Here is a 21210-nt window from a genome sequence, read left to right as displayed (position 1 = left end):
AGAAGTGCAACGCTGGTTGAAGAGCCGTTATGAATAGAAAGGAATTGTGTGCTAATGGCAAAAACAAAATTTAAATCAGGCTTTGTGGCGATTATCGGACGGCCAAATGTTGGGAAATCTACGCTTATGAACCAGATTATAGGTCAGAAAATCGCTATTATGTCGGATAAACCGCAAACCACACGGAATAAAATTCATGGGGTATTCACTTCTGAGGCGATGCAAGTCGTATTCCTGGATACGCCAGGAATTCATAAACGTCAATCGAAGCTGGGTGATTATATGAATACAACAGCTTTGAGCACCCTTGGCGAGGTGGAGGCGGTACTGTTTCTTATAGATGCTGCTGAGGGGCTAGGAGGAGGAGACCGCTACATTATTGAGCGGCTCAAGGATTTGAAGACTCCAGTTATTTTGGTCATGAACAAGATTGACCGCATTGAGCCGGAGCAGCTTTTACCCTTGATTGAGGAATACAGCAACTTATACCCTTTTGCCGAAATTGTGCCGATCTCTGCGATGCTGGGCAACAACGTTAGCACATTAATGGAGCAAATCGGCAAATATTTACCGGAGGGCCCGCAATATTACCCGGAAGATCAAGTGACGGATCACCCCGAGCAATTTGTGTGTGCGGAGTTGATTCGTGAGAAGATTTTGCATCTTACTCGCGAGGAAGTGCCACACTCCATCGCGGTTACGATTGAGGATATGCGAGCGGAGGAGAACGGAGTAGTCTATATTTCCGCGGTTATCTTTGTAGAGCGTGATTCGCAGAAGGGAATTATTATCGGCAAGCAAGGTGCTTTGTTGAAGGAAGTTGGCAAGTTGGCTCGTCATGATATTGAGAAGCTGCTTGGCTCGAAAATCTTTCTGGAGCTCTGGGTTAAAGTCAAAAAGGATTGGCGCAATCAAGACCGTGTATTGAAGGATTTGGGCTTTCACAAGGATGCTTAAAAGTCCGGTCAAGCGGTCAATAAGTATAGCCAGGCAGCTTAAGCGGTTAACCTATCCGTTCCCGGATCCTCCGGTGCTGGGAGTTATTGCAACGCATAGATCGCTTCTATGCGCACATCCTATCTTTGAAGATGCAGTCGTCGTTTCCGAAGAAAGGGTGAATACGAATGCGAGATTTTTCGTGGAAGTATTTTGCGATAACTGGAGATGTCGATGCTTACTTGTTCTACAAAGAAATCGATGGCCATTCTGAAGAGGAAACTTCTGCTGCCGATGAATTAGCAGCGGTGGAAGAGGCCGAGTAATTCCGTTTGGGGGAAGAGACATGCTCTACAGGGTGCAAGGCATCGTCATCCGTAGCATGGACTATGGCGAGGGTAATAAAATCATTACTTTAAGCACGGATACACACGGCAAGATCGGAATTTTGGCAAGGGGAGCAAAAAAGGTCAAGAGCCGCCATGCCGCATTGACGCAGCCTTTTACGTATGGGGAATATATGTTTTTTCGGCAAAATGGTGGCTTGGGGACGCTGAATCAAGGTGAGATCATTGAATCTCACTTTTCTTTGCGTGAAGATCTTTTCCTCACGGCGTATGCTTCTTATGCCTGCGAGTTGCTGGACCGCACCCTACAGGATGATGAGGTGGGGAGCTTCTGGTTCTCCCAATTGAAGGCTTGTCTTGAGGGCTTATCCGCAGGTAAGGACCCGCAGATTGTGATGCATTTGTTCGAAATGAAGATATTGCAGGCGGCGGGATACGGTCCTTCCATTGCAAGCTGTGTGTCCTGTGGAGTTAGCGATGACTCGCCCTACATAAGTCCAAGGCTTGGGGGAAGGTTATGCTTGAGGTGCAAGCATCAGGATCCGGCGGCCTTGAAGGCTTCGCCCGGTGTGCTGAAGCTGCTGATGCTTTTCGAGAGGGTAGATTTAAGGCGGCTGGGGAATGTGGAGGTCAAGGAGGAATCCAAGCGGGAGCTGCAAACCGTGATGCGTGCCTTTATGGACATGCAGCTAGGGCTTAAGCTAAAATCACAGCACTTTCTTGATCAGCTCGATAAATATGACATTTGACGAATGGCATAATATTAGTTAATATATATAAGATTTCTCTTCATGGAGAACCCATGCGTTGAACGGGAAAAGTAATAAGGCTGAAGCTTGTTCAAATCAGGACCTAGCGTGCTGATCTAGCGAGTCGGGAGTGGTGAGAGCCCGGTCAAGCCGCCTTGTGAACATGGCATCCCGGGAGCATGAATGGAACTTGAAAAGCGGATTTGTCCAGGAAGCTGCTGCTTGCAGCGGGACAAATCAAGTAGGGTGGAACCGCGGGAACTTACAGCTCTCGTCCCTACGTCTGACAGCAGGCGTAGAGGCGTGAGCTTTTTATATTGCCTCGAAACAGCTAGCTGATTCCATTTGAGGTTAGGAGATGTGATTCAATGAGTATTAACTTTCAGCAAATGATTCTGACGCTGCAGCAGTTCTGGTCCGAGCAGAACTGTATTATCGTGCAGCCCTATGACGTGGAGAAGGGGGCCGGAACACTGAATCCAATGACGTTCCTGCGCTCGATTGGTCCTGAGCCTTGGAATGTGGCCTATGTGGAGCCTTCCCGGCGTCCTGCTGACGGTCGTTATGGAGAGAATCCGAACCGTCTGTATCAGCATCATCAGTTTCAGGTAATCCTGAAGCCGTCCCCGGACAATATTCAGGAGATTTATCTGGAGAGCTTGAAGCGCCTTGGTATTAATCCGCTGGAGCATGATATCCGCTTTGTTGAAGATAACTGGGAGCATCCGGGCCTGGGGGCCTGGGGACTTGGCTGGGAGGTATGGCTGGATGGAATGGAGATTACCCAGTTCACATATTTCCAACAGGTTGGCGGAATTGAAACGAATCCAGTGGCTGTAGAGATTACTTACGGTATGGAGCGTTTGGCTTCGTACATTCAGGATAAGGAAAATGTATTTGAACTGGAATGGGTGGATGGTACAACCTATGGCGACGTATTCCATCAAGCCGAGTTCGAGCATTCCAAATATACGTTTGAAATTTCCGACGTCAAGATGCTGTTCACTCTGTTTAACATGTACGAGCAGGAAGCCGGTAAAGCCATGGAGCAGGGGCTGGTGTTCCCCGCCTATGATTATGTGCTTAAATGCTCGCATACGTTCAACCTGCTGGATGCAAGAGGAGCGATCAGCGTGACGGAGCGGACAGGTTACATTACCCGGGTGCGGAACCTGGCTCGTCAGGTGGCGGCTACTTATTTGGAAGAGCGTGAGAAGCTCGGATTCCCGATGCTTCAGAAAGGGGGAACCGCTCGTGGCTAAAGAATTATTGTTTGAAATCGGTTTGGAAGAAATGCCGGCCCGCTTCATTCGCAGTGCAACGGAGCAATTGAAGGATCGTATGGTGAAATGGCTGGATGAATCCGTCATCGCTCATGGTACGGTAGAGACTTATGCCACTCCGCGACGTTTGGCTGTGCTGGTTAAGGAAGTTGCGGAGAAGCAGGATGATGTACATGAGGAAGTAAAGGGACCTTCCCGTAAAATCGCTCTGGATGAGAACGGTGCCTGGAGTAAGGCAGCGCTGGGCTTTGCCCGCAGTCAGGGAGCCAGTCCCGAACAATTTATCTTCCGGGAGCTTGGCGGCACAGAATATGTGTATGTCAACAAAAGCCGCATTGGTGTTGAGACAGCCAGTATTTTGGCAGAAGGATTACTTGGGATTTTACAGGCGATGAATTTTCCCAAAAATATGCGCTGGGGCAATCATGACTTCAAATTTGTTCGCCCGATTCGCTGGATGGTTGCCTTGTTCGGACAAGATATTATCGATTTGGAGATGACCGGAGTCAAGTCTGGCAATGTAACTCGTGGCCATCGGTTCCTGGGCAGTGAAGCCGTTATCTCCGAGCCAGCTCATTATGTGGAAACGCTGCGTGCTCAGCACGTTATTGCTGATATGAACGAGCGTCAGGCATTAATTGAGCAGCAGATTGCAGCCCTTGCGGAAGAAAAAGGCTGGGATATCGCAGTCAAGGAGGATTTGCTGGAGGAAGTCTTGTTCCTGGTCGAAACGCCAACCGTGCTCTTTGGTACGTTCGAGGAATCGTTTTTGAACATCCCGCAGGAGGTGTTGATTACCTCTATGCGTGAGCATCAGCGTTACTTCCCTGTCCTGGACAATCAGGGCAGTCTGCTGCCTTACTTCGTCACGGTGCGCAACGGAAATAATGCTTCCCTTGATGTCATTGCCCGTGGGAATGAGAAGGTATTGCGCGCGCGGCTGTCCGACGCGAAATTCTTCTATGAAGAAGATCAGAGACTGGCGATCAAGGATGCCTTGTCCAAGCTGAAAAGCATCGTATTCCATGATGAATTGGGTACGGTAGGTGATAAGGTTCGGCGTATTCGCCGCAATACAGAGAAGCTGTCGAACATGCTTCAGGTGGACTCGGGAACATCCGAAGCAGCGGCACGTACAGCAGAAATTTGTAAATTTGACCTCGTTACGCAAATGGTATACGAGTTCCCCGAGCTGCAGGGGGTTATGGGCGAGGACTATGCCCGCAAGGCCGGGGAAGCCGAGGCCGTTGCGCGCGGTGTATTCGAACATTATCAGCCGCGCTTTGCCGATGATGCGGTACCTGCATCAACGGTAGGCTCTATTGTAAGTATCGCTGATAAGATGGATACGATTGCCGGATGCTTCTCGATTGGCATTATACCGACCGGCTCTCAGGACCCTTACGGACTGCGCCGCCAGGCGGCAGGCATCGTGCAGATTATCCTTGAACATCAATTGTCGATTTCTTTAGGCGATATGTTCAAGCTGGCTTTGGAAACCCATCAGCAATTCCACGCGCTGAAGCGAGGGGAAGAGGAAATTCTGAAGGACATGATGGAATTCTTTGGCCTTCGTGTCAAAAAGGCGTTATCGGACAGTGACCTGCGCTATGATGTGGTTGATGCGGTTATCGCGGCCGGCTATGACGATGTCGTCTCCGTAGTTGCAAGAGGCCATGCCTTGATGGAGGCGGTTCAGGCCAAGGAGGATTTCAAGCTGACGGTTGAATCCTTTGGACGGGTTAGCAACCTTGCTGCCAAAGCGACCGGGGAAAAGGTCCGTGCAGATCTTCTGGCTGAGTCGGCTGAGCAGGCCTTGTATGCGGCTTGGCAGTCCATATCAAGCCGTTATCGTGAAGCTCTGGCTACACGTGATGCGGTTGGCGCGCTGGAACAGCTGAGCGAGTTAAAGGAAGCGATCACTGTATTCTTTGATGCGGTTATGGTCATGGCTGAAGATGAAGCAGTACGTACAAATCGGCTGGCCTTGCTATCCGTAATCAATGATGATTTGAAGGCATTTGCTGACTTCAGCAAGCTGGTTTGGGCATAACAATGAATGAGCAAGTTTTGCTCGGTGGCTGGGATTAGCTCAGTCACTGGGCTTGTCTTGCTTAGAAGTATGGAGCATCAAAAAGGTTCATCCTACTTCTAAGCGGACTTAAGCAAGCGGAGCGCGCGGGAAATGGAGGAAAGAAGGTGCAAATTGTCGTCGATGGGGATTCTTGTCCGGTAAAGGCGAAAATTGTCGAAATTGCTGACCGATTTGGTGTACATGTATTGATGGTTTCCTCTTATGACCATGTGCTTCAGGCGGAACAAGGCGTTACAGTGGTTCAGGTGGATCGAAGCAGCCAGAGTGCAGATATGTACATTGCCAATCATGTAGCCAAGGGAGATATCGTCGTTACTCAGGATTATGGCTTGGCCGCTCTGGTGATCGCCAAATCCTGCCAGTGTGTCTCTCCACGGGGCCGCTTGTATCGTCCTGAGCAAATTGACGAATTATTAGAGAGTCGGCACCTTCACGCCAAAGCGCGTCGCAGCGGACGTTATCCCAAAGGCCCCAAGCCTTTTACAGCAGCAGATCGTGAGCATTTTTCGGCCCAACTGACAAAACTTTTGGAACATTTGCAGGAGAATGTATAATTTTAGCGAATTACTATTTACGTCAAGGAGCATCGAAACTGAAACGGTTTGATTTTGTTGAACGACCTCTTTAACGATTCTCTTTGCAAAGGATGTAGGTGGTTTGGATGAGTACCGGGCGTGGTATACCGGAGGAAGTTATCGAAGCCGTCTTGCAACAGCATGATATCGTCGATACCGTCGGCAAGCACGTTCATCTGACAAAGCAGGGCAAGTACATGAAGGGATTATGTCCGTTCCATTCGGAGAAAACCCCTTCATTTACTGTGACTCCCGATCGCCAAATATTTCATTGCTATGGTTGCGGCAAAGGCGGGAACGCCATCAAATTCAGGATGGAAATCGAAGGGTTAACCTTTCCCGAAGCCGTAAAAATCATGGCGGACGAGGCGCATATCCCTTATGAGGATAAGGGAAGAAGCTTTGAGGATACGCCTCAAAGTAGGGAGCTTGAGCAATTATTGCAGGCTTATGAATGGACCTCCAAGCTATATCATTATTTGCTGAAAAATACGGAGTTCGGTAAGCCGGCGATGGATTATTTGAAATCCCGAGGGTTTACGGACAAAGCGATTGACATGTTTCAGATCGGATACGCCCCTTCCAGATGGGATACACTGGTGCAGTTTCTTGAGAAACGCTCTTTCGATCTGGCAGAGATGGAGAAGGGGGGCTTGTTGTCCTCCAGGCAGGATGGTTCGGGATTCGTGGATCGATTCCGGGACCGGGTCATTTTCCCATTGCACAACCGAAGCGGCAAAGTCATTGCCTTTGCTGGCAGAGTATTGGGCGAAGGACAACCCAAGTATCTGAACTCGCCGGAAAGTCGGCTATTCACCAAGAGCCGCATTCTGTACAACCTGCATCAGGCAAAGAATGAAATTCGCAAAACAGGCCAAATCGTGCTGTTTGAAGGTTATGGGGATGTTATCAGCGCCTGGGAAGCCGGAGTTCATAATGGTGTGGCTACCATGGGAACCGCATTGACGGAGAGCCATGCAGCTATTATGAGAGGGATGGCCGAGGAAGTACTGGTCTGCTATGATGGGGATTCTGCCGGACAAGCGGCTGCACTGAAGAGCATTCCGATCCTGGAAGCTGTTGGCTTCCAAGTCAAGATTGCACTTCTCAGCGAGGGCCTTGACCCCGACGAATTTATTCAGAAGCATGGCCACGAGAGGTTCCGGCAGCAGGTCTTGGCTGGTGCAGTTTCATCCGTAAAATTTAGGCTTATATATCTCAAAAAGAACCATATACTGCTAGAAGAAGACGGAAAGGTTGCTTATATCAAAGAAGCGATGCCTGTTATTGCAGCTCTTTCATCACCCAGTGAACGGGAAATTTACTTAAAGGAATTGTCTGCCGATTTGCAGGTCTCCTTCGACAGCCTGAAGCAGGAATGCAATGAACTTAGGAGCGTTATGCAAAAAAAGGCAAGCGCTGGGGATAATAAGCCCGAAAGGTGGAATAATGGTAGGCATAAAAAAAGGCAGCCGTCAATGCCAACTCTACTACCTGCTTATCATGTAGCGGAACGGAGGCTGCTCGCTTTTATGTTGCAGGACGAAGAGGTGGCTCGCTATGTTAGCGAACAGGTGGGTACCGGCTTTAACATTGAAGATCATGTGGCTATTGCCGCTTATCTATACGCCTATTATGCACAAGGGAAGACCCCGGATTCAAGCCGCTTCATTCAGACGCTTCAGGATGAACGGCTGGAGCAGACGGCAATTTCTATCGCAATGATGGAAATCCCGGCCGATTGGACGACTGAAGAACTGGATGGTTGTATTCGGGAGATCAGGCGGGTACCGTTGCTGGCACAGATTAAACAGAAGAAGGAAGAAATGGTATCGGCCGAACGCGCCGGGGATTTTATACGTGCGGCACAAATAGCAAGTGAAATTATTGCCCTAGAGAGACAATAAGACGATGGAGTTTCAATGATGTTTCTAGGGAGGAGGGAGCCCGATATGACGAATGACCAGCATACGGAATTGGAAACGGAATTAACGCTTGATCAGGTAAAGGATCAGTTGATTGAACAAGGCAAGAAGAGTTCTTCTTTAACTTATAAAGAGATTATGGAGAAGCTTTCGCCTTTTGATCAGGACCCTGACCAGATGGATGAGTTTTTTGAGCAATTGGCTGACCTTGGGGTTGACGTCACGGGTGAGGGCGACGACGAACGACGGCGTGGAGATGGGGATCATGCCCATGAGAGCGAAGAGTTCACTTTTGATGATGATCTGTCGCTGCCCCCGGGAATTAAGATTAATGACCCCGTTCGGATGTATTTGAAGGAAATTGGGCGGGTTCCACTCCTGTCGGCAGATGACGAGATGGAGCTTGCCAAACGGATTGAGAACGGTGATGAAGAGGCCAAACGACGTCTGGCTGAAGCTAACCTGCGGTTGGTAGTGAGCATTGCCAAACGCTATGTGGGTCGTGGCATGTTATTCCTTGACCTCATTCAGGAAGGAAATATGGGCTTAATCAAAGCCGTGGAGAAATTTGACCATAAGAAAGGTTTTAAGTTCAGTACCTATGCTACTTGGTGGATTCGCCAAGCGATTACCCGGGCCATTGCCGATCAAGCCAGAACGATTCGGATTCCTGTTCACATGGTAGAGACCATCAACAAGCTGATCCGGGTATCCCGGCAACTGTTGCAAGAGTTGGGTCGTGAACCGGCACCCGAAGAGATTGCAGCGGAGATGGAGCTCAGTGTGGAGAAGGTACGGGAGATTATGAAAATCGCCCAGGAGCCGGTCTCTTTAGAGACCCCCATCGGTGAGGAGGATGATTCTCACCTGGGTGACTTTATTGAGGATCATGAAGCACTCGCCCCTGCGGATGCAGCCGCCTACGAATTGCTCAAGGAGCAATTAGAGGACGTACTCGATACGCTGACGGAACGTGAGGAAAACGTACTTCGCTTGCGCTTTGGCCTTGATGACGGACGGACAAGAACATTGGAAGAAGTCGGCAAAGTCTTCGGCGTGACGCGCGAAAGAATTCGGCAAATTGAAGCGAAGGCGTTGCGTAAGCTGCGTCACCCCAGCCGTAGTAAAAGGCTGAAGGATTTCCTCGAATAAGCTGGCTGCGGGCAGGCTATTTCGACCTTCTGCTGCGCAGCGGCAAGGTCATCTTGTTACTCCTAGAAGGAATACGCCGGAAGAATATTCTGGATGTTTTTCCTTCTTTTTCTTTATTGATTTTATTTTAGCGCTTTTTTTCGGGCAATGCAAATGGCTTGTGTTGGTATTAGAGCATGGGAAAAATGATATTAATGGGTGGTGGAAAATCGTTTCATGAAATTATCAGCTAGATTGCAGCTTATTGCCGATTGGCTCCCGAGTGGTTGCCGATTTGCCGACATCGGTTCGGACCATGGGCTCTTGCCCGTATCCGCGGTACAGAGCGGCAAAGCGGTCTTTGCCATTGCCGGAGAAGTGAACGACGGACCTCTGGAAGCGGCACGCCGTCAGGTAGCGGTTGCCGGTGAAGGAGCGAGAATCTCGGTTCGTAAAGGAAATGGTCTGGCCGTTGTTGCTTCAGGAGAAGTAGACGCCATTACGATAGCGGGCATGGGCGGTGCTCTGATCGTTACGATCCTTGGTGAAGGTAAGGATAAACTTGAAGGGGTGAAGCGCCTTGTGCTGCAGCCCAATGTTGGCGGAGAGTTTGTGCGGCGCTGGCTGCTTGACCACGATTGGTATTTGGCCAAGGAAGCAATTTTGGAGGAAGACGGTAAAATTTATGAAGTCATGATGGCAGAGAGGCCTTCTGATGCGGCCAGGCAAAATGAAGAGCTGTATCAGGAGCGTGACATACCGGGGAGTAAGCTGCAGCTTACGAAGGATTTGCTCTTGATGATGGGCCCACATTTGACGACGCAGCCTAATACAGCCTTCGTTGCCAAATGGAATTCCGAGATGGAGAAGCTGGAGAAGATTCGCCTCTCTTTAGTGGCTTCTGATCTAGAAGCATCGCGCAAGAAAGAAGCAGAATTAGCCCGATTAGCGGGACAGCTTAAGGAGGTGCTGGCATGTTTGCCAAAGGTCAAACCGTAGTGCAGTATATGGAGCAGCTGGCTCCCAAGCATGTAGCAATGGAGGGAGACAAGATTGGTCTGCAGCTAGGCAGTTTGCAGAAGGAGATCAAGCACGTGCTGGTGGCTCTGGATGTGAACGAAGCTGTAGTGGATGAAGCCATCGCGCTAGAAGTAGATCTGATTATAGCCCATCATGCCATTATTTATCGTCCACTGGCGCATTTACTAAGTGATACTCCGATGGGGAAAGTGTATGAGAAGCTGATCAAGCATGATATTGCGGTTTATATTGCTCATACGAACCTCGACATCACCGATGGCGGGATGAATGACTGGATGGCTGAGGTGCTGGGAATAGAAAGCACAGGCTCTTTGGAGGACCTGCATACGGACAAGCTGTACAAGCTTGTTGTATTCGTGCCTAAGGAGCATCACGAGAAGGTGCTGGATGCTGTGCTGCATGCGGGGGCCGGTGCCATCGGCAACTACAGCCACTGCAGCTTTAACCTGGAGGGATATGGCACCTTCAAGCCTGGTGAAGGGAGCGATCCTTATATCGGCAGCCAGGGCAAGCTGGAGCGAACCGAGGAAGTCCGCATTGAGACGGTTGTACCCCAAAGCTTGAAAAGCAAGGTTGTTCAGGCGATGCTGCGGCAGCATCCTTATGAAGAGGTGGCTTATGATCTTTATCCCTTGGATTTGAAAGGGCGCACTTTGGGGCTAGGCCGGATCGGCAAGCTGAAGGAGCCGGTAACCCTTCAGGAATTTGCAGAGCAGGTCAAGCAACAATTCGACGTACCGGTGGTGAGAGTGGTTGGCGACCCGACCCGGTTGCTCAAGAAAGCCTCAGTACTGGGCGGTTCAGGCGGCCGGTATTGGAAGAACGCTCAATTTCGTGGTGCGGACGTGCTGGTCACCGGCGATGTGGATTATCACACGGCCCAGGATGCCGAGATGGCGGGGATTGCTTTGATTGATCCCGGCCATAATGCAGAGAAGATTATGAAGCCGCGTGTGGCGGCCTGGCTTAAGGAGCAGTTGAAGGCAAATAAATATGCTACACAGGTGCATATCTCTGCGATTAACACCGAGCCGTTTCAGTTTATGTAGCATCAGATTCTGGTGAACAAGCCCGTAGAGCCGGTATGGAGTTTTTCCATTTAATCGCTCTTGTCAATGCCTTGCAATGTATGTATACTATACAAGTGTTGCCTTCGAAAGTTTGACAGACAATCGCCGGCGGCGCTAGCCGCGGGAGGAAAGTCCGGGCTCCATAGGGCAGGGTGCTGGATAACGTCCAGTCAGCGCGAGCTGAAGGATAGTGCCACAGAAATGGACCGCCGATGGCGCGCTTAAGGTGCGTACAGGCAAGGATGGAACCGAGGTGTAAGAGACCCCGAGGAACGCTGGCGACTTCGTTCCTGGTAAACCCCACTTGGAGCAAGACCTAATGGGACGCAGCTTCTCTTGAAGCAGCCTTAGCCCGAGGCGCGTCCGGGTTGGTTGCTGGAGCCGCCCAGTAATGTGCGGCCTAGATAGATGATTGTCGCTTGACTGCGGGAGGGTAGTTCCCGTTATACCGCAATGAGCACAGAACCCGGCTTACGGCAAGCTTTCAACACTAAAGGGAACATGATGCTTTTATCTATGAGTAAAGCCTTCGCTTTTCGGAATTTTGTTCCGGTAAGCGAAGGCTTTTTTTTGGGGGAATGCTATTTAAGTCGTTCTATCACGCGCTCCATCTTGCGCTGAATGGATTGAGGCCAGAATTGCAAGGGAGCTTCCCCGCCTCCTGCCGATTGCAGTGCGGCATATACATCAATTTGCCCGTAACCGTAATATTTATCTCGGCCGGTTGCTCCCAGATCGATGACACTGCTGCGAATCAGCTCTATGACCTCTGTATTTTTCAGATCGGGATTGACCGAACGGATCAATGCGGCTAAAGCAGCGACATGGGGGCTTGCCATGGAGGTGCCTGACAGTGCCGCGTACTGATTATCAGGATAGGTACTCGCTATACTTTCTCCGGGAGCCATCACGTCGATATAATCCCCATAATTGGAGAAGGCAGCTCTTTGCAGATTGTAATCAGTTGCCGATACTGACAGAACCTCCGGATAAGCAGCAGGATAGCCTGGGCGCTCCGTGTTATCGTTGCCGGTCGCAGCAATCAAGACAACATCGCGTTCATGGGCATATTTGACAGCTTCGTGTAGGAACTCGGCATCCGCATAGTTGCCAAGGCTCATGTTAATGACTTTGGCTCCGTGATCCGTGGCCCAGATGATACCCTGGGCGACGGAATAGGTCGTACCGGCCCCCGATTGGTCAAGCGCTTTGACGGGCAAAATCTTGCCCCCCCACATCATGCCGGCAATCCCTTCTCCGTTGTTGACATTAGCTGAGATAATTCCTGCTACATGGGTGCCGTGTCCCACATCGTCGAAGGGCTTCTGCTCAGGATTGATGACATTGTAGCCTGGCAGCAGCCGCCCTTGCAGATCGGGATGGTTCAGGTCAACCCCGGTATCTACTACAGCAACGATGATATCATCGTTACCCTTGGACAACTGCCAGCCCCGGTTGGTTTCGATGACCGGCAGGTTCCACTGGTATTCGGAGAATAACAGATCGTTAGGAATTTCCGGTGCCGATTCCTCAAGGGCTGAGCTGTATCGGCTATCGGTACTTTCGTTAGTCAGATATAAATAATGGGGTTCAACATATTGCGGATTCCACCGCTTCTCGAAATACTGCTTAAGTTGCTGCATGCTCATCGTCTTTGACCGGAAAATGTAAGTCTTCCGTAATTGACTTGGCGCAGAGCCTTGAATATCCTGTTGAATCTGTTGCATTTGCGCGGCATCCGGACTTTTGCGGAAGGTGACTACAAGCTCATTTTCATAATAATGGCTGGCTTTTTCATTGTCATGTCCGGTCTTGACCGTAATATCCTGCAAGGTGTCAGCATGTACCGATTCAATTTTGAATTTACCTTCCTTGGGATAAGGGATCAGACGCAGGTTTTTGTGCTGGTGATCCTGGACTCTCTGGAGAATTCGGACATCCATCACTGCAATGATTCCTTGCTTCCCTTGTTTGGATGGTTCTGCCGCAACAAAATATTTGGGCTGATCCTCCGGAAAGGCTGGTGATTCATAGGATTTCGATTGTTTTAACGCTCGCTTGGCATAAGTCAAATACGTAGTTAATTCCTGCTGCTGCTTGGTGTCGGGAGAGAAATCCGCACGGCGGAACTCATCTTCCTGTCCCGTCGCTGCATTATAGGACAAGATCGCCTGGAACTGTTTATGATCCTTCTGCAATGACTTGGCCAAGGCAGGTAGCTTCTCATGGACACCCGGGTTAAGGGAACCGGCAAGCTCGCGAAGATGCCCACGTGCGTCCATGCGGGATAATCGCTCCGTGGCTGTCATGTCCCGTCTTAGCATATTCTGCTTCAGTCTCTGCTCTTCTGCCGGCTTAGGAACCGTCTGTTCCCTGGATTGCTGTGTGAATCGATGGCTGCATGCAGGCAAGAGTAGCAGGGAGAGCGCCATCATCGGTACGACGATGCTTGCTGCCCTGTTCAGGATGCGTTTGCGCCTGTTCATCGACAAGACCTCCTACAAGGGTTAGTGGTATTGGCTATAGCGTGAGGTGAACCAGCCAATTTTATTCCTTAAAGAGGATGTTCAAAAAGTCGTCTTCCCAGAACGAAGCTGTTCTCTGGCTTCATCCAACCTTCTTGGTCCTGCTAACCCAACTTTTTGAATACGCACTCAAGGGATATCGTATTTTCATGAATTGTGTTACGATGTTTTCAACAAAAATCAACCACTGACATGAGCATACCGATCACTACAAGTGAAGGAGAATCGTACGCATGCCACAAGCCAATAACAACATCAGGCCGCTGTGTGAAGCCACGAGGCAAAAGCTCAACAGCGCGAAGGGTAAACTCGAAGCTTTCTTGAATCATTTTTCATTAACACAGTTTACAGAAGAGAATGAGGAGACAATATTGTTTTATTCCGGATTTTTATCGGATTTACGACATCTCCTGGTTTTCTCGGAGGTTTGCTATGAGAAGCTGGGGATAGCTCTGAGGCGTGGTACTTTTGATGAAGAAGCTGCCGAGAAAGTCTTATATCAGGTGTATCATGATTGTGTGAATACGTTCTTCTACCCCAAACACGAATGTTACGCTGAGGATGGCAGATATGCTTATACCGGGCAGGATGCGATTCGCTTTCGCAAGAAGCCGGTGCGACCGGTGCGGGACATTATTTTGGAGATTACTAGTATTTTTGAGGAATTACGTGATGACCTGGCTTACTATGAGAGTGATTATTTGACCCAGCTTCGCCTGAAGAAGGCGGCCTCCAGTTAAATAGCAGCATAATCGAAGTGTACAAAGGATGCCGGAGCGGCATCTTTTTTTTTGTACCATTTACTAAGTGGGAAATTGCATAAGGCATGGTCCAAGCGGGGAAAATGTTATCCGAGGTGATCAATATGCCAAATGGCGATAAACCGATGGTTAAATGCAGTGTAGCCAACTGCAGCTATTGGGGAGAAAAAAACGTATGCAACGCCGATGTCATCATGATTGATATCGACCGACATGCGGACAACCGTTATCAGGAAGAATTTGCAGGTGAGAGCTTTGACACGCAGCATCAGTCTGAGGCATCTACATCTTCCGCCACCTGTTGCCACACTTTTGAGCCTAAAGCAGCAGCATATTCGTAAAGCCAGAAAGGAGGTAAATGGGAATGACTGAATCCAAACATGACAAGCCGAACCCGTCTTCGGCGGACAAAGAACGCGTGGATTATCCCCGTAAAGCGGATCGACAGCATCTGGAAGAATACGCTGCCGAGGTAACGCCGGCGGGAACGTACAGCGGCAATGTTATTGGCGATGGGCGGACTGAACGTGAGGCCCGTGATACAGACTCACATGAACCCGTGCAGGCAGGCCAAACGGGACGTACGGTGGGTTATGTCGGTGTAGGCTTGGGGATCGTCTCATTGTTCATGTGGTCGATCATACTGGGCCCGCTAGCGGCAGTGATGGGCTTCTACGCCTATAATCAAGGCCAAAAGACATCCGGAGCCTGGGGGATTGGGCTTGGCATCGTATCCACCTTAAGTTATTTTGTACTCATGCCGTTTACTCGTTAATATGGGGCACGGCAAGCAGCCGTTCATTGCACGGACCGCTTCTCTTGCGAAGCGGTCCGTTTGCAATATAACTAATTTGCTTTCCTGAATTTAAGCGGTGTCAGACCGGTTTCCCGTTTAAAAATGGTGCAAAATTGGGAATCCTTAACGAAACCAGACTTTTGCGCTATTTCGGAAACGGGAAGCTGGGTTCGCAGCAACATCAGCTTCGCGTACTCCAGCCGTTTGCGCTGCAAATACTGTTGGGGCGGAACGCCCGCCGTTTCCTTAAAAAGATGCCGGAAGCGGTCGTAGCTATAACCGGACATTTTCGCCAGTGTCTCTACGGATAACGGTTGCCGGAAATGCTCGTCCATAAAGTTGATGACGTATTGCAGCCTTTCGCCATATGGGCGAACCGGCTTATTGCACTGGGATAGTCGTTGAACCTGCGTGGTAAGCTCCGAAACAAGCAGATTCAACATCCCAAAATATCCTTCCTGCTGCTCATTAAATTCATGTTCCATCCGCAGGAGTAGCTGGCGGATCGTCTGCTTCTCGTCATCTTCAAACAGCTTGTTGCCATACCGAATGGCGAAATCCTGCTGGCTGTGAAAGCCAATGAAAAGCAGCTCGGATTCGGCATCATGCTTTTCGTCATGCAGGACTCGCGGAGCAATGAAAGCAAAGCTCCCGGGCTTGATGTTGTAACTATCTGAGCCGATATTGGTTATTCCGTTGCCACTGAAATAATAGACCAATTCGTAGCATTCGTGGTGGTGCATCTGTATATAGGTGTTTTTGGAATGTTTTGTGTGAAACAGAAACAATAATTTATCCATATTGGGCCTCCAAAAGCATAGGTTAGCCGAATAATGAAAAAAAGCGGCCGAATTGGGGTACTTTGAAACGCGTTTTATTGGTACTATCCTATCAGTTGCTTCAAAAAACCGCAATAAATAATGGTTTTATGTAAGCTAATCTTACATTGTAAACGACATGAGGAGTGGGGCAGAAATGAACAAAAAGAAAATGGGATGGATGATGTCGCTTGTGCTCGGCTTAACGGTCGTTCTTAGCGCATGCTCAGGCAATTCCGCATCGACTGGTGAGGGAGCTGCAGGCAACTCGAATGCCGGAGAGTCCAAAACCTTGACGATTGTGGCGGAAAGTAGCTCACACGCTGACGCGTTCAAGAGTATTATTCCTGATTTTGAGGCTAAAACTGGCGTAAAGGTCAACTTAGTGGAGTTGCCTTATGATCAATATCATCAGCAATTGACGCTGAAATTCACCTCCGGGTCGGCTGATTTTGACTTGGCGTATGTGCCAATCGGTTGGGTGCCGGAACTGCAAGTACCGAACTATATCGTACCTGTTAGCACAGATAAGGCTAAACTGGCCGAACTGGAGCTGGACGATTTTCCAGGTATCGAAAATGCCTATTTTGGCGCCAACAACGAGTTGTATTTCGTGCCTTATATGAATGAAACCCACGGTATTCTTTACCGGACGGACCTGTTCGAGGATGAGCAAGAGAAGGCGGCCTTCCGGGAGAAATACGGTTATGAACTGGCCCCTCCAGCTACCATGGAGCAGTACAAGCAAATCGCTGAATTTTTCAATCGTCCAGATGAAAACTTAAGCGGCGTAACCCTGATGGGCGAGAAGAGCATTTTGCTGGGCTTCGCTTTCTACAATCGTCTCTTTAATTACGGTGGAGATCTGTACGACGCGGATTACAAGCAGCAATTCAACAACGAAGCGGGTGTAAAGGCGCTTAACGATCTGAAGGAGCTGTTCCAGTTCACGTCGGCTGCATCCAAGCAATATGGATGGTCCGATGCTTCAGGTGAATTCCTGCAAGGACGCAGCGCTATGGCGGAAATGGCCACGACGATTGCCCAGGTCGCTCAAGACCCTAATCAATCCAAAGTCGTTGGCAAGGTTGGTTTCTCAGCCATTCCGGGTGTAGATGAGAACACGGCAGACGTGAAACGCTTCTACCTGCCGTACGGATTTGTGGTTGCCGGCTCCTCGGACTTGAAGGAGGAGGCGTTCGACTGGATTGAGTTTGCAACTAGTCAGGAAATGATGGAGAAGGCGGCTCCGGTTGGCAATATTCCGGCACGAACTTCTGCACTTACAGGCACCCTGGCTTCCGAATACAGCTTCTATAAGCCACATGCGGATATTATGAATTCCTTCCGCCTTGAGCCATTGCCGCTCATTCCTGAAGGGGCGACCGTGACCAATGATATTCTGCCAAGTGCTGTTTCCCGCTTCCTGAACGGAGAGCAATCGGCTGAAGATGCACTTCAGCAGGCGGCTGAGGAATATGACGAGCTCATGAGCTCCAGAGGGTATTAGAATCGTGTCATCAAAAGCGCTGAAAAAATGGGGCGTCGTGCTGCCCGGTGTTCTCATTATTGTGATTGTGTTGCTGATTCCGATCGGAGCAGCGCTCGGACTCAGCTTTTTCTCTTATCCACTTCAACGCCCTGATCTGGGCGTTCGTTTTACAGGGCTGGATAACTTTATCCAGTTGATGTCTGACCGCAGCTTTACCAACTCGTTAGGCAAAAGCATGCTGTTCACATTAGGTGCTGTAGCTGGTGAATTGGTTCTTGGCATGATACTGGCATTGCTGTTGAACGGCCGGGTATGGGGCAAGTCCATCTTCAAGGTGGCATTTATGATTCCGATGATGATGGTTCCTGTAGTGGTCGGGGTAGCCTGGCGTTTGTTCCTGTTGCCGGACTTCACACCGCTTGGGCCTATCTTTGATTGGCTGGGCATTCCCTTTGACCCGTCGCGGCTGCTGACTGAACCCGGCTGGGCGATGTTCTCGGTTATTCTGGCTGATGTATGGCAGTGGACGCCGTTTGTTATGCTGCTTCTGCTCGCCAACTTACAGGGCATTTCACACGAGATATATGAAGCCTCGCAAATGGATGGAGCATCCAAATGGCGGGAATTCTGGCGGATTACGCTGCCGCTTGTATTGCCGGGCATGTTATCTGTAGGTATCCTGCGCGCCATGGATGCGATGCGGACATTTGATCTTGTATATATTTTGACCAGTGGCGGCCCGGGAACGGCAACAGAGTTGGTCTCCATCTACAACTATAAGATTGCATTTAGCCGCTATGATATGGGTTACGCATCTGCTGTTTCGACCGGTGTGATGATTGTGGTCGGAATCGTGATTTTTGCCTTGCTCAGCTTGGCGAACCGGGGAGGGAAGACGAGATAATGAAGGCCAAAGCTATTCGCAGAAATCTAGGCACGGGACTGAGAACCGCCGTGTTGTGCCTGTTTCTTGTGTTCTTTACCCTGCCAATTCTTTGGGTATTCCTGACTTCGATCAAACGGCCCGTAGATCAGATGGCAATTCCGCCCGTCTGGTTCCCGGAGAGCCCGGTATTTGATGCATATCTACAGCTGTTTCGGCATCCTGACTTTGTGACAAGCTTGCTGAATAGTCTGCTGATTGCCGGAACAGCCACGCTGATTACGGTTGTGTTTGGAGCTCTGGCCGCTTATGGAATCGAGCGTTTCCGCGTCGGCGGGACGCTGCTGCCTAATTTGCTGCTGCTGACCCGAATGATTCCGCCTGTGGTTGTTATTGTGCCGATCTTTCTGATGGCATTTCGCACACAAATGCTGGACACTTATTTTCTCATCATCGCGGCTTATTCGGCCTTGAATATGGCACTTGTTATTTGGCTGCTGCGTTCGTTTTTTGCCTCGCTGCCAGCCGATATGGAGGAAGCGGCCATGATTGACGGTTGCTCGCGCCTGCATGCTTTCTGGCGGATTGTGCTGCCTGTTGTTATGCCCGGGATCGCGGCAACCGCACTTATTTGCTTCATTTTTTGCTGGAATGAATTCCTCTTTGCCGTCACGCTAACCGGACAGGAGACCAAAACGATGCCGGTTCTGACCAGTACGTTTGTCAGTCAGAAAGGTCTGGATCGCGGATTGATGTCGGCAAGCGGTGTCGTATCCAGCCTGCCGATCGTATTGCTGACGGTATTCTTCCAGCGTTATCTGGTTAACGGGCTGACTCAAGGCAGCTTGAAGTAGTCATCTCGATAAGGCACCTGAAAGGATGAAATCATTGAAAAAAGTAATTATCGACTGTGATCCGGGAATGGACGATTCTCTGGCTCTTATTCTGGCTTTAAAATCCGATAAGCTGTCAATTGAAGCAGTTACGACGGTTGCAGGCAATTATCCGATTGACGTTACGAGCGCCAATGCTCTTAAAATTATGGAATTGATGGGACGCACCCATATTCCTGTTGCCAAAGGGATGGGCAAGCCGCTGGTCCGCGACTTGGCTTCAGACCCATTCTCTCATGGCTCCGACGGCCAGGCTGAAGTGCATTTGCCAGAGCCGGCAACCCCGCTCTATACTGGTCATGCCATTGATTTGATTGTGGAGAAGGTTAAGCAATATCCCGGCGAAATTCATTTGATTGCTCTTGGTCCCTTAACCAATATTGCGATGGCGTTGATGAAGGCGCCGGAAATTGCACCTATGATCGCCAGCATCACAGCCATTGCTGGTTCCTATGGATTGAATAAATACTCCACGGCTAATGCTACCGGTGATAATCCGCAAAGCGAATGGAACGTTTACGTTGATCCGGAAGCCGCGGAAATGATCTTCAAGTCGGGTATCCCGTTACAGGCTATCGGCTTGGACGTATCGACTCACTTCGATGTGAACTTTACCGAAACGGAGCTGCTGGAGCTGGAGGCATCGCCAAGAGCGGAGGCTGACGTGCTGCGGAAAATGATATCCTTCGTAGTAGGCCGGGGCTTTGAATCCTATTGTGTATTGATTGATTCCATGGCGGTTGCTGCCGTCATCGATCCAACACTGGTTCAGTACATTACCGCAAAGGTTGGTGTCGAGACGCAGGGCAAATTGACGCTGGGGATGACGGTCATGGATTCCCGCCATCATCATGTCTGGAACGACCTGCCGGACGTAAAGGTGGCCTGTGAAGCTGACTACCGGCGCTTTTTAAAGCTCGTTATGACCAGCGTGCTGGCTTAGACGAGATTCTCAAGAAGATAATTGTAGTTGGGGGTTATCCGGCAGGCAGGTAAAGCTGACCAAGCTGGATAACCCTGTCTTGGTTTTATACGGAAAAAAGTGGTGGTGAACAAGGCCGATAACGTGTAAAATGAAAGCATCAAGCTTGCCATTTACAAAAAAGAGGAGCTTTAGTTCGATGCAAATAGACCCGCGTACGCTAGGACAGGTAATTCAGCTTCAATCGATGAACCAGATCGATCTGCAAGGAACTGCGGTACCAACCCAAACCGGTGATGCCGATGGTTCATTGTTTGATATATTGCTGCAAGAAATGATGCTTTCGGAGCAAGGGGATACAGTAGACGCTTCTACTGGGCCTGATTCCTCATCCATGCTTTCTTTATTGCAGAATTATATGTTGTCTGCCGGGCTGGACGATGCCTCCAATCGGGAGGACGTGCTGTCTGGTATGCTGTCATCCGTATCCGGGATGCCGAATTTCTCCAATGAGGAAAGTGCCGGATGGCCTAATGCGGGTGCAGGAGATCTGCAGGAGCTTATCGCCAATGCCAGCCGCAATTATGGTGTACCGGAGAGTTTGATTAAGGCGGTTATCGCGACGGAGTCCTCGTTTAATCCGCAGGCTGTCTCTTCGGCGGGAGCCAAGGGGCTTATGCAGCTTATGGACGGAACTGCCAGAGGACTTGGCGTTACTAATCCATTTGACCCTGCACAGAATATTGACGGCGGGACGAAATACTTATCCTATCAGTTAAACCGCTTTGGCGGTGAAGTGAAAACCGCTTTGGCGGCTTATAATGCCGGACCGGGACGTGTGCAGCGCCTGGGCATCAGCAATGATGAGCAATTGATGGCAAAGCTTCATCTACTGCCGCAAGAAACGCAAAACTACATTGGTAAAATTGTGAATGCCCAGGCTAAATTTGAAGTCTAAGATGCTTGAT

At 49.7% G+C, this 21210-nt stretch carries 20 protein-coding genes and 1 other RNA gene; 19 read left to right on the top strand and 2 right to left on the bottom strand.

Features of this window, described 5'->3' with window-relative positions; all coding sequences use genetic code 11:
• Positions 1-54: 54 nt before the first annotated feature.
• The 11 genes from era to rnpB all read left to right on the top strand — a co-directional run bounded on the left by era (position 55) and on the right by rnpB (position 11641).
• Complete coding sequence (era, locus tag C557_RS0118140) at positions 55-957, top strand: GTPase Era (protein ID WP_018753305.1); 903 nt, start codon at positions 55-57, stop codon at positions 955-957.
• 167 nt (positions 958-1124) lie between these two features.
• A complete protein-coding gene (locus C557_RS24565) occupies positions 1125-1262 on the top strand; it encodes a YqzL family protein (RefSeq protein WP_018753304.1) in 138 nt (45 codons plus the stop codon).
• 20 nt (positions 1263-1282) lie between these two features.
• On the top strand, positions 1283-2032 hold the full coding sequence (recO, locus tag C557_RS0118130; protein ID WP_018753303.1) for a DNA repair protein RecO: 750 nt from the start codon (positions 1283-1285) through the stop codon (positions 2030-2032).
• A gap of 374 nt (positions 2033-2406) precedes the next feature.
• Positions 2407-3294, top strand: a complete 888-nt coding sequence (glyQ, locus tag C557_RS0118125; protein ID WP_026263559.1) for a glycine--tRNA ligase subunit alpha — start codon at positions 2407-2409, stop codon at positions 3292-3294.
• Positions 3287-5368 carry a glycine--tRNA ligase subunit beta gene (glyS, locus tag C557_RS0118120; RefSeq protein ID WP_018753301.1) on the top strand — a complete coding sequence of 694 codons (2082 nt, stop codon included), beginning with the start codon at positions 3287-3289 and terminating at the stop codon, positions 5366-5368. Before glyQ ends, glyS begins: the two co-directional genes overlap by 8 nt.
• Positions 5369-5514: 146 nt before the next feature.
• Complete coding sequence (locus C557_RS0118115) at positions 5515-5964, top strand: YaiI/YqxD family protein (RefSeq protein WP_018753300.1); 450 nt, start codon at positions 5515-5517, stop codon at positions 5962-5964.
• Between the two features lie 107 nt (positions 5965-6071).
• Entirely contained in the window at positions 6072-7892 is a 1821-nt protein-coding gene (dnaG, locus tag C557_RS0118110; RefSeq protein WP_018753299.1) for a DNA primase, read from the top strand.
• Between the two features lie 45 nt (positions 7893-7937).
• Positions 7938-9062, top strand: coding sequence for an RNA polymerase sigma factor RpoD (rpoD, locus tag C557_RS0118105; RefSeq protein WP_018753298.1), 1125 nt, complete (start codon positions 7938-7940; stop codon positions 9060-9062).
• 216 nt (positions 9063-9278) lie between these two features.
• Positions 9279-10040, top strand: coding sequence for a tRNA (adenine(22)-N(1))-methyltransferase (locus C557_RS0118100; RefSeq protein WP_018753297.1), 762 nt, complete (start codon positions 9279-9281; stop codon positions 10038-10040).
• A complete protein-coding gene (locus C557_RS0118095) occupies positions 10016-11131 on the top strand; it encodes a Nif3-like dinuclear metal center hexameric protein (protein WP_018753296.1) in 1116 nt (371 codons plus the stop codon). The genes C557_RS0118100 and C557_RS0118095 overlap by 25 nt, the downstream gene beginning before the upstream one ends.
• 107 nt (positions 11132-11238) lie before the next feature.
• Positions 11239-11641: RNase P RNA component class A (gene rnpB / locus C557_RS24250), an RNA gene on the top strand.
• Between the two features lie 92 nt (positions 11642-11733).
• Here rnpB and C557_RS0118090 read toward each other — a convergent pair.
• Positions 11734-13638, bottom strand: coding sequence for a S8 family peptidase (locus C557_RS0118090; protein WP_018753295.1), 1905 nt, complete (start codon positions 13636-13638; stop codon positions 11734-11736).
• Between the two features lie 272 nt (positions 13639-13910).
• Here C557_RS0118090 and C557_RS0118085 point away from each other — a divergent pair, with 272 nt between their 5' ends.
• From C557_RS0118085 to C557_RS0118075, 3 genes are all read left to right on the top strand, one after another.
• Positions 13911-14417 carry a YpuI family protein gene (locus tag C557_RS0118085; protein ID WP_018753294.1) on the top strand — a complete coding sequence of 169 codons (507 nt, stop codon included), beginning with the start codon at positions 13911-13913 and terminating at the stop codon, positions 14415-14417.
• A gap of 86 nt (positions 14418-14503) precedes the next feature.
• Positions 14504-14779 carry a DUF1540 domain-containing protein gene (locus C557_RS0118080; RefSeq protein WP_018753293.1) on the top strand — a complete coding sequence of 92 codons (276 nt, stop codon included), beginning with the start codon at positions 14504-14506 and terminating at the stop codon, positions 14777-14779.
• A gap of 23 nt (positions 14780-14802) precedes the next feature.
• A complete protein-coding gene (locus C557_RS0118075; RefSeq protein ID WP_018753292.1) occupies positions 14803-15213 on the top strand; it encodes a hypothetical protein in 411 nt (136 codons plus the stop codon).
• Positions 15214-15284: 71 nt separating this feature from the next.
• On the opposite strand, the gene C557_RS0118070 is transcribed toward C557_RS0118075, so the two are convergent.
• Positions 15285-16034, bottom strand: a complete 750-nt coding sequence (locus tag C557_RS0118070) for an AraC family transcriptional regulator (RefSeq protein WP_018753291.1) — start codon at positions 16032-16034, stop codon at positions 15285-15287.
• Between the two features lie 175 nt (positions 16035-16209).
• Between C557_RS0118070 and C557_RS0118065 the strand changes: the two genes are divergently transcribed.
• The 5 genes from C557_RS0118065 (at position 16210) to C557_RS0118045 (ending at position 21200) form a co-directional block, all read left to right on the top strand.
• Entirely contained in the window at positions 16210-17562 is a 1353-nt protein-coding gene (locus C557_RS0118065) for an ABC transporter substrate-binding protein (protein WP_018753290.1), read from the top strand.
• Positions 17563-17566: 4 nt separating this feature from the next.
• Positions 17567-18448, top strand: a complete 882-nt coding sequence (locus C557_RS0118060; protein WP_018753289.1) for a carbohydrate ABC transporter permease — start codon at positions 17567-17569, stop codon at positions 18446-18448.
• Positions 18448-19281, top strand: coding sequence for a carbohydrate ABC transporter permease (locus tag C557_RS0118055; protein ID WP_018753288.1), 834 nt, complete (start codon positions 18448-18450; stop codon positions 19279-19281). Before C557_RS0118060 ends, C557_RS0118055 begins: the two co-directional genes overlap by 1 nt.
• A 34-nt stretch (positions 19282-19315) precedes the next feature.
• Complete coding sequence (locus C557_RS0118050) at positions 19316-20263, top strand: nucleoside hydrolase (RefSeq protein ID WP_018753287.1); 948 nt, start codon at positions 19316-19318, stop codon at positions 20261-20263.
• 178 nt (positions 20264-20441) lie between these two features.
• Positions 20442-21200, top strand: a complete 759-nt coding sequence (locus tag C557_RS0118045) for a lytic transglycosylase domain-containing protein (protein WP_018753286.1) — start codon at positions 20442-20444, stop codon at positions 21198-21200.
• Positions 21201-21210: the final 10 nt, after the last annotated feature.

Source organism: Paenibacillus sanguinis 2301083 = DSM 16941, from assembly GCF_000374825.1.
GTDB lineage: Bacteria > Bacillota > Bacilli > Paenibacillales > Paenibacillaceae > Fontibacillus > Fontibacillus sanguinis.
The sequence above is the reverse complement of the archived record's forward strand: the minus strand, read 5'-3'. Positions and strand labels throughout refer to the sequence as shown.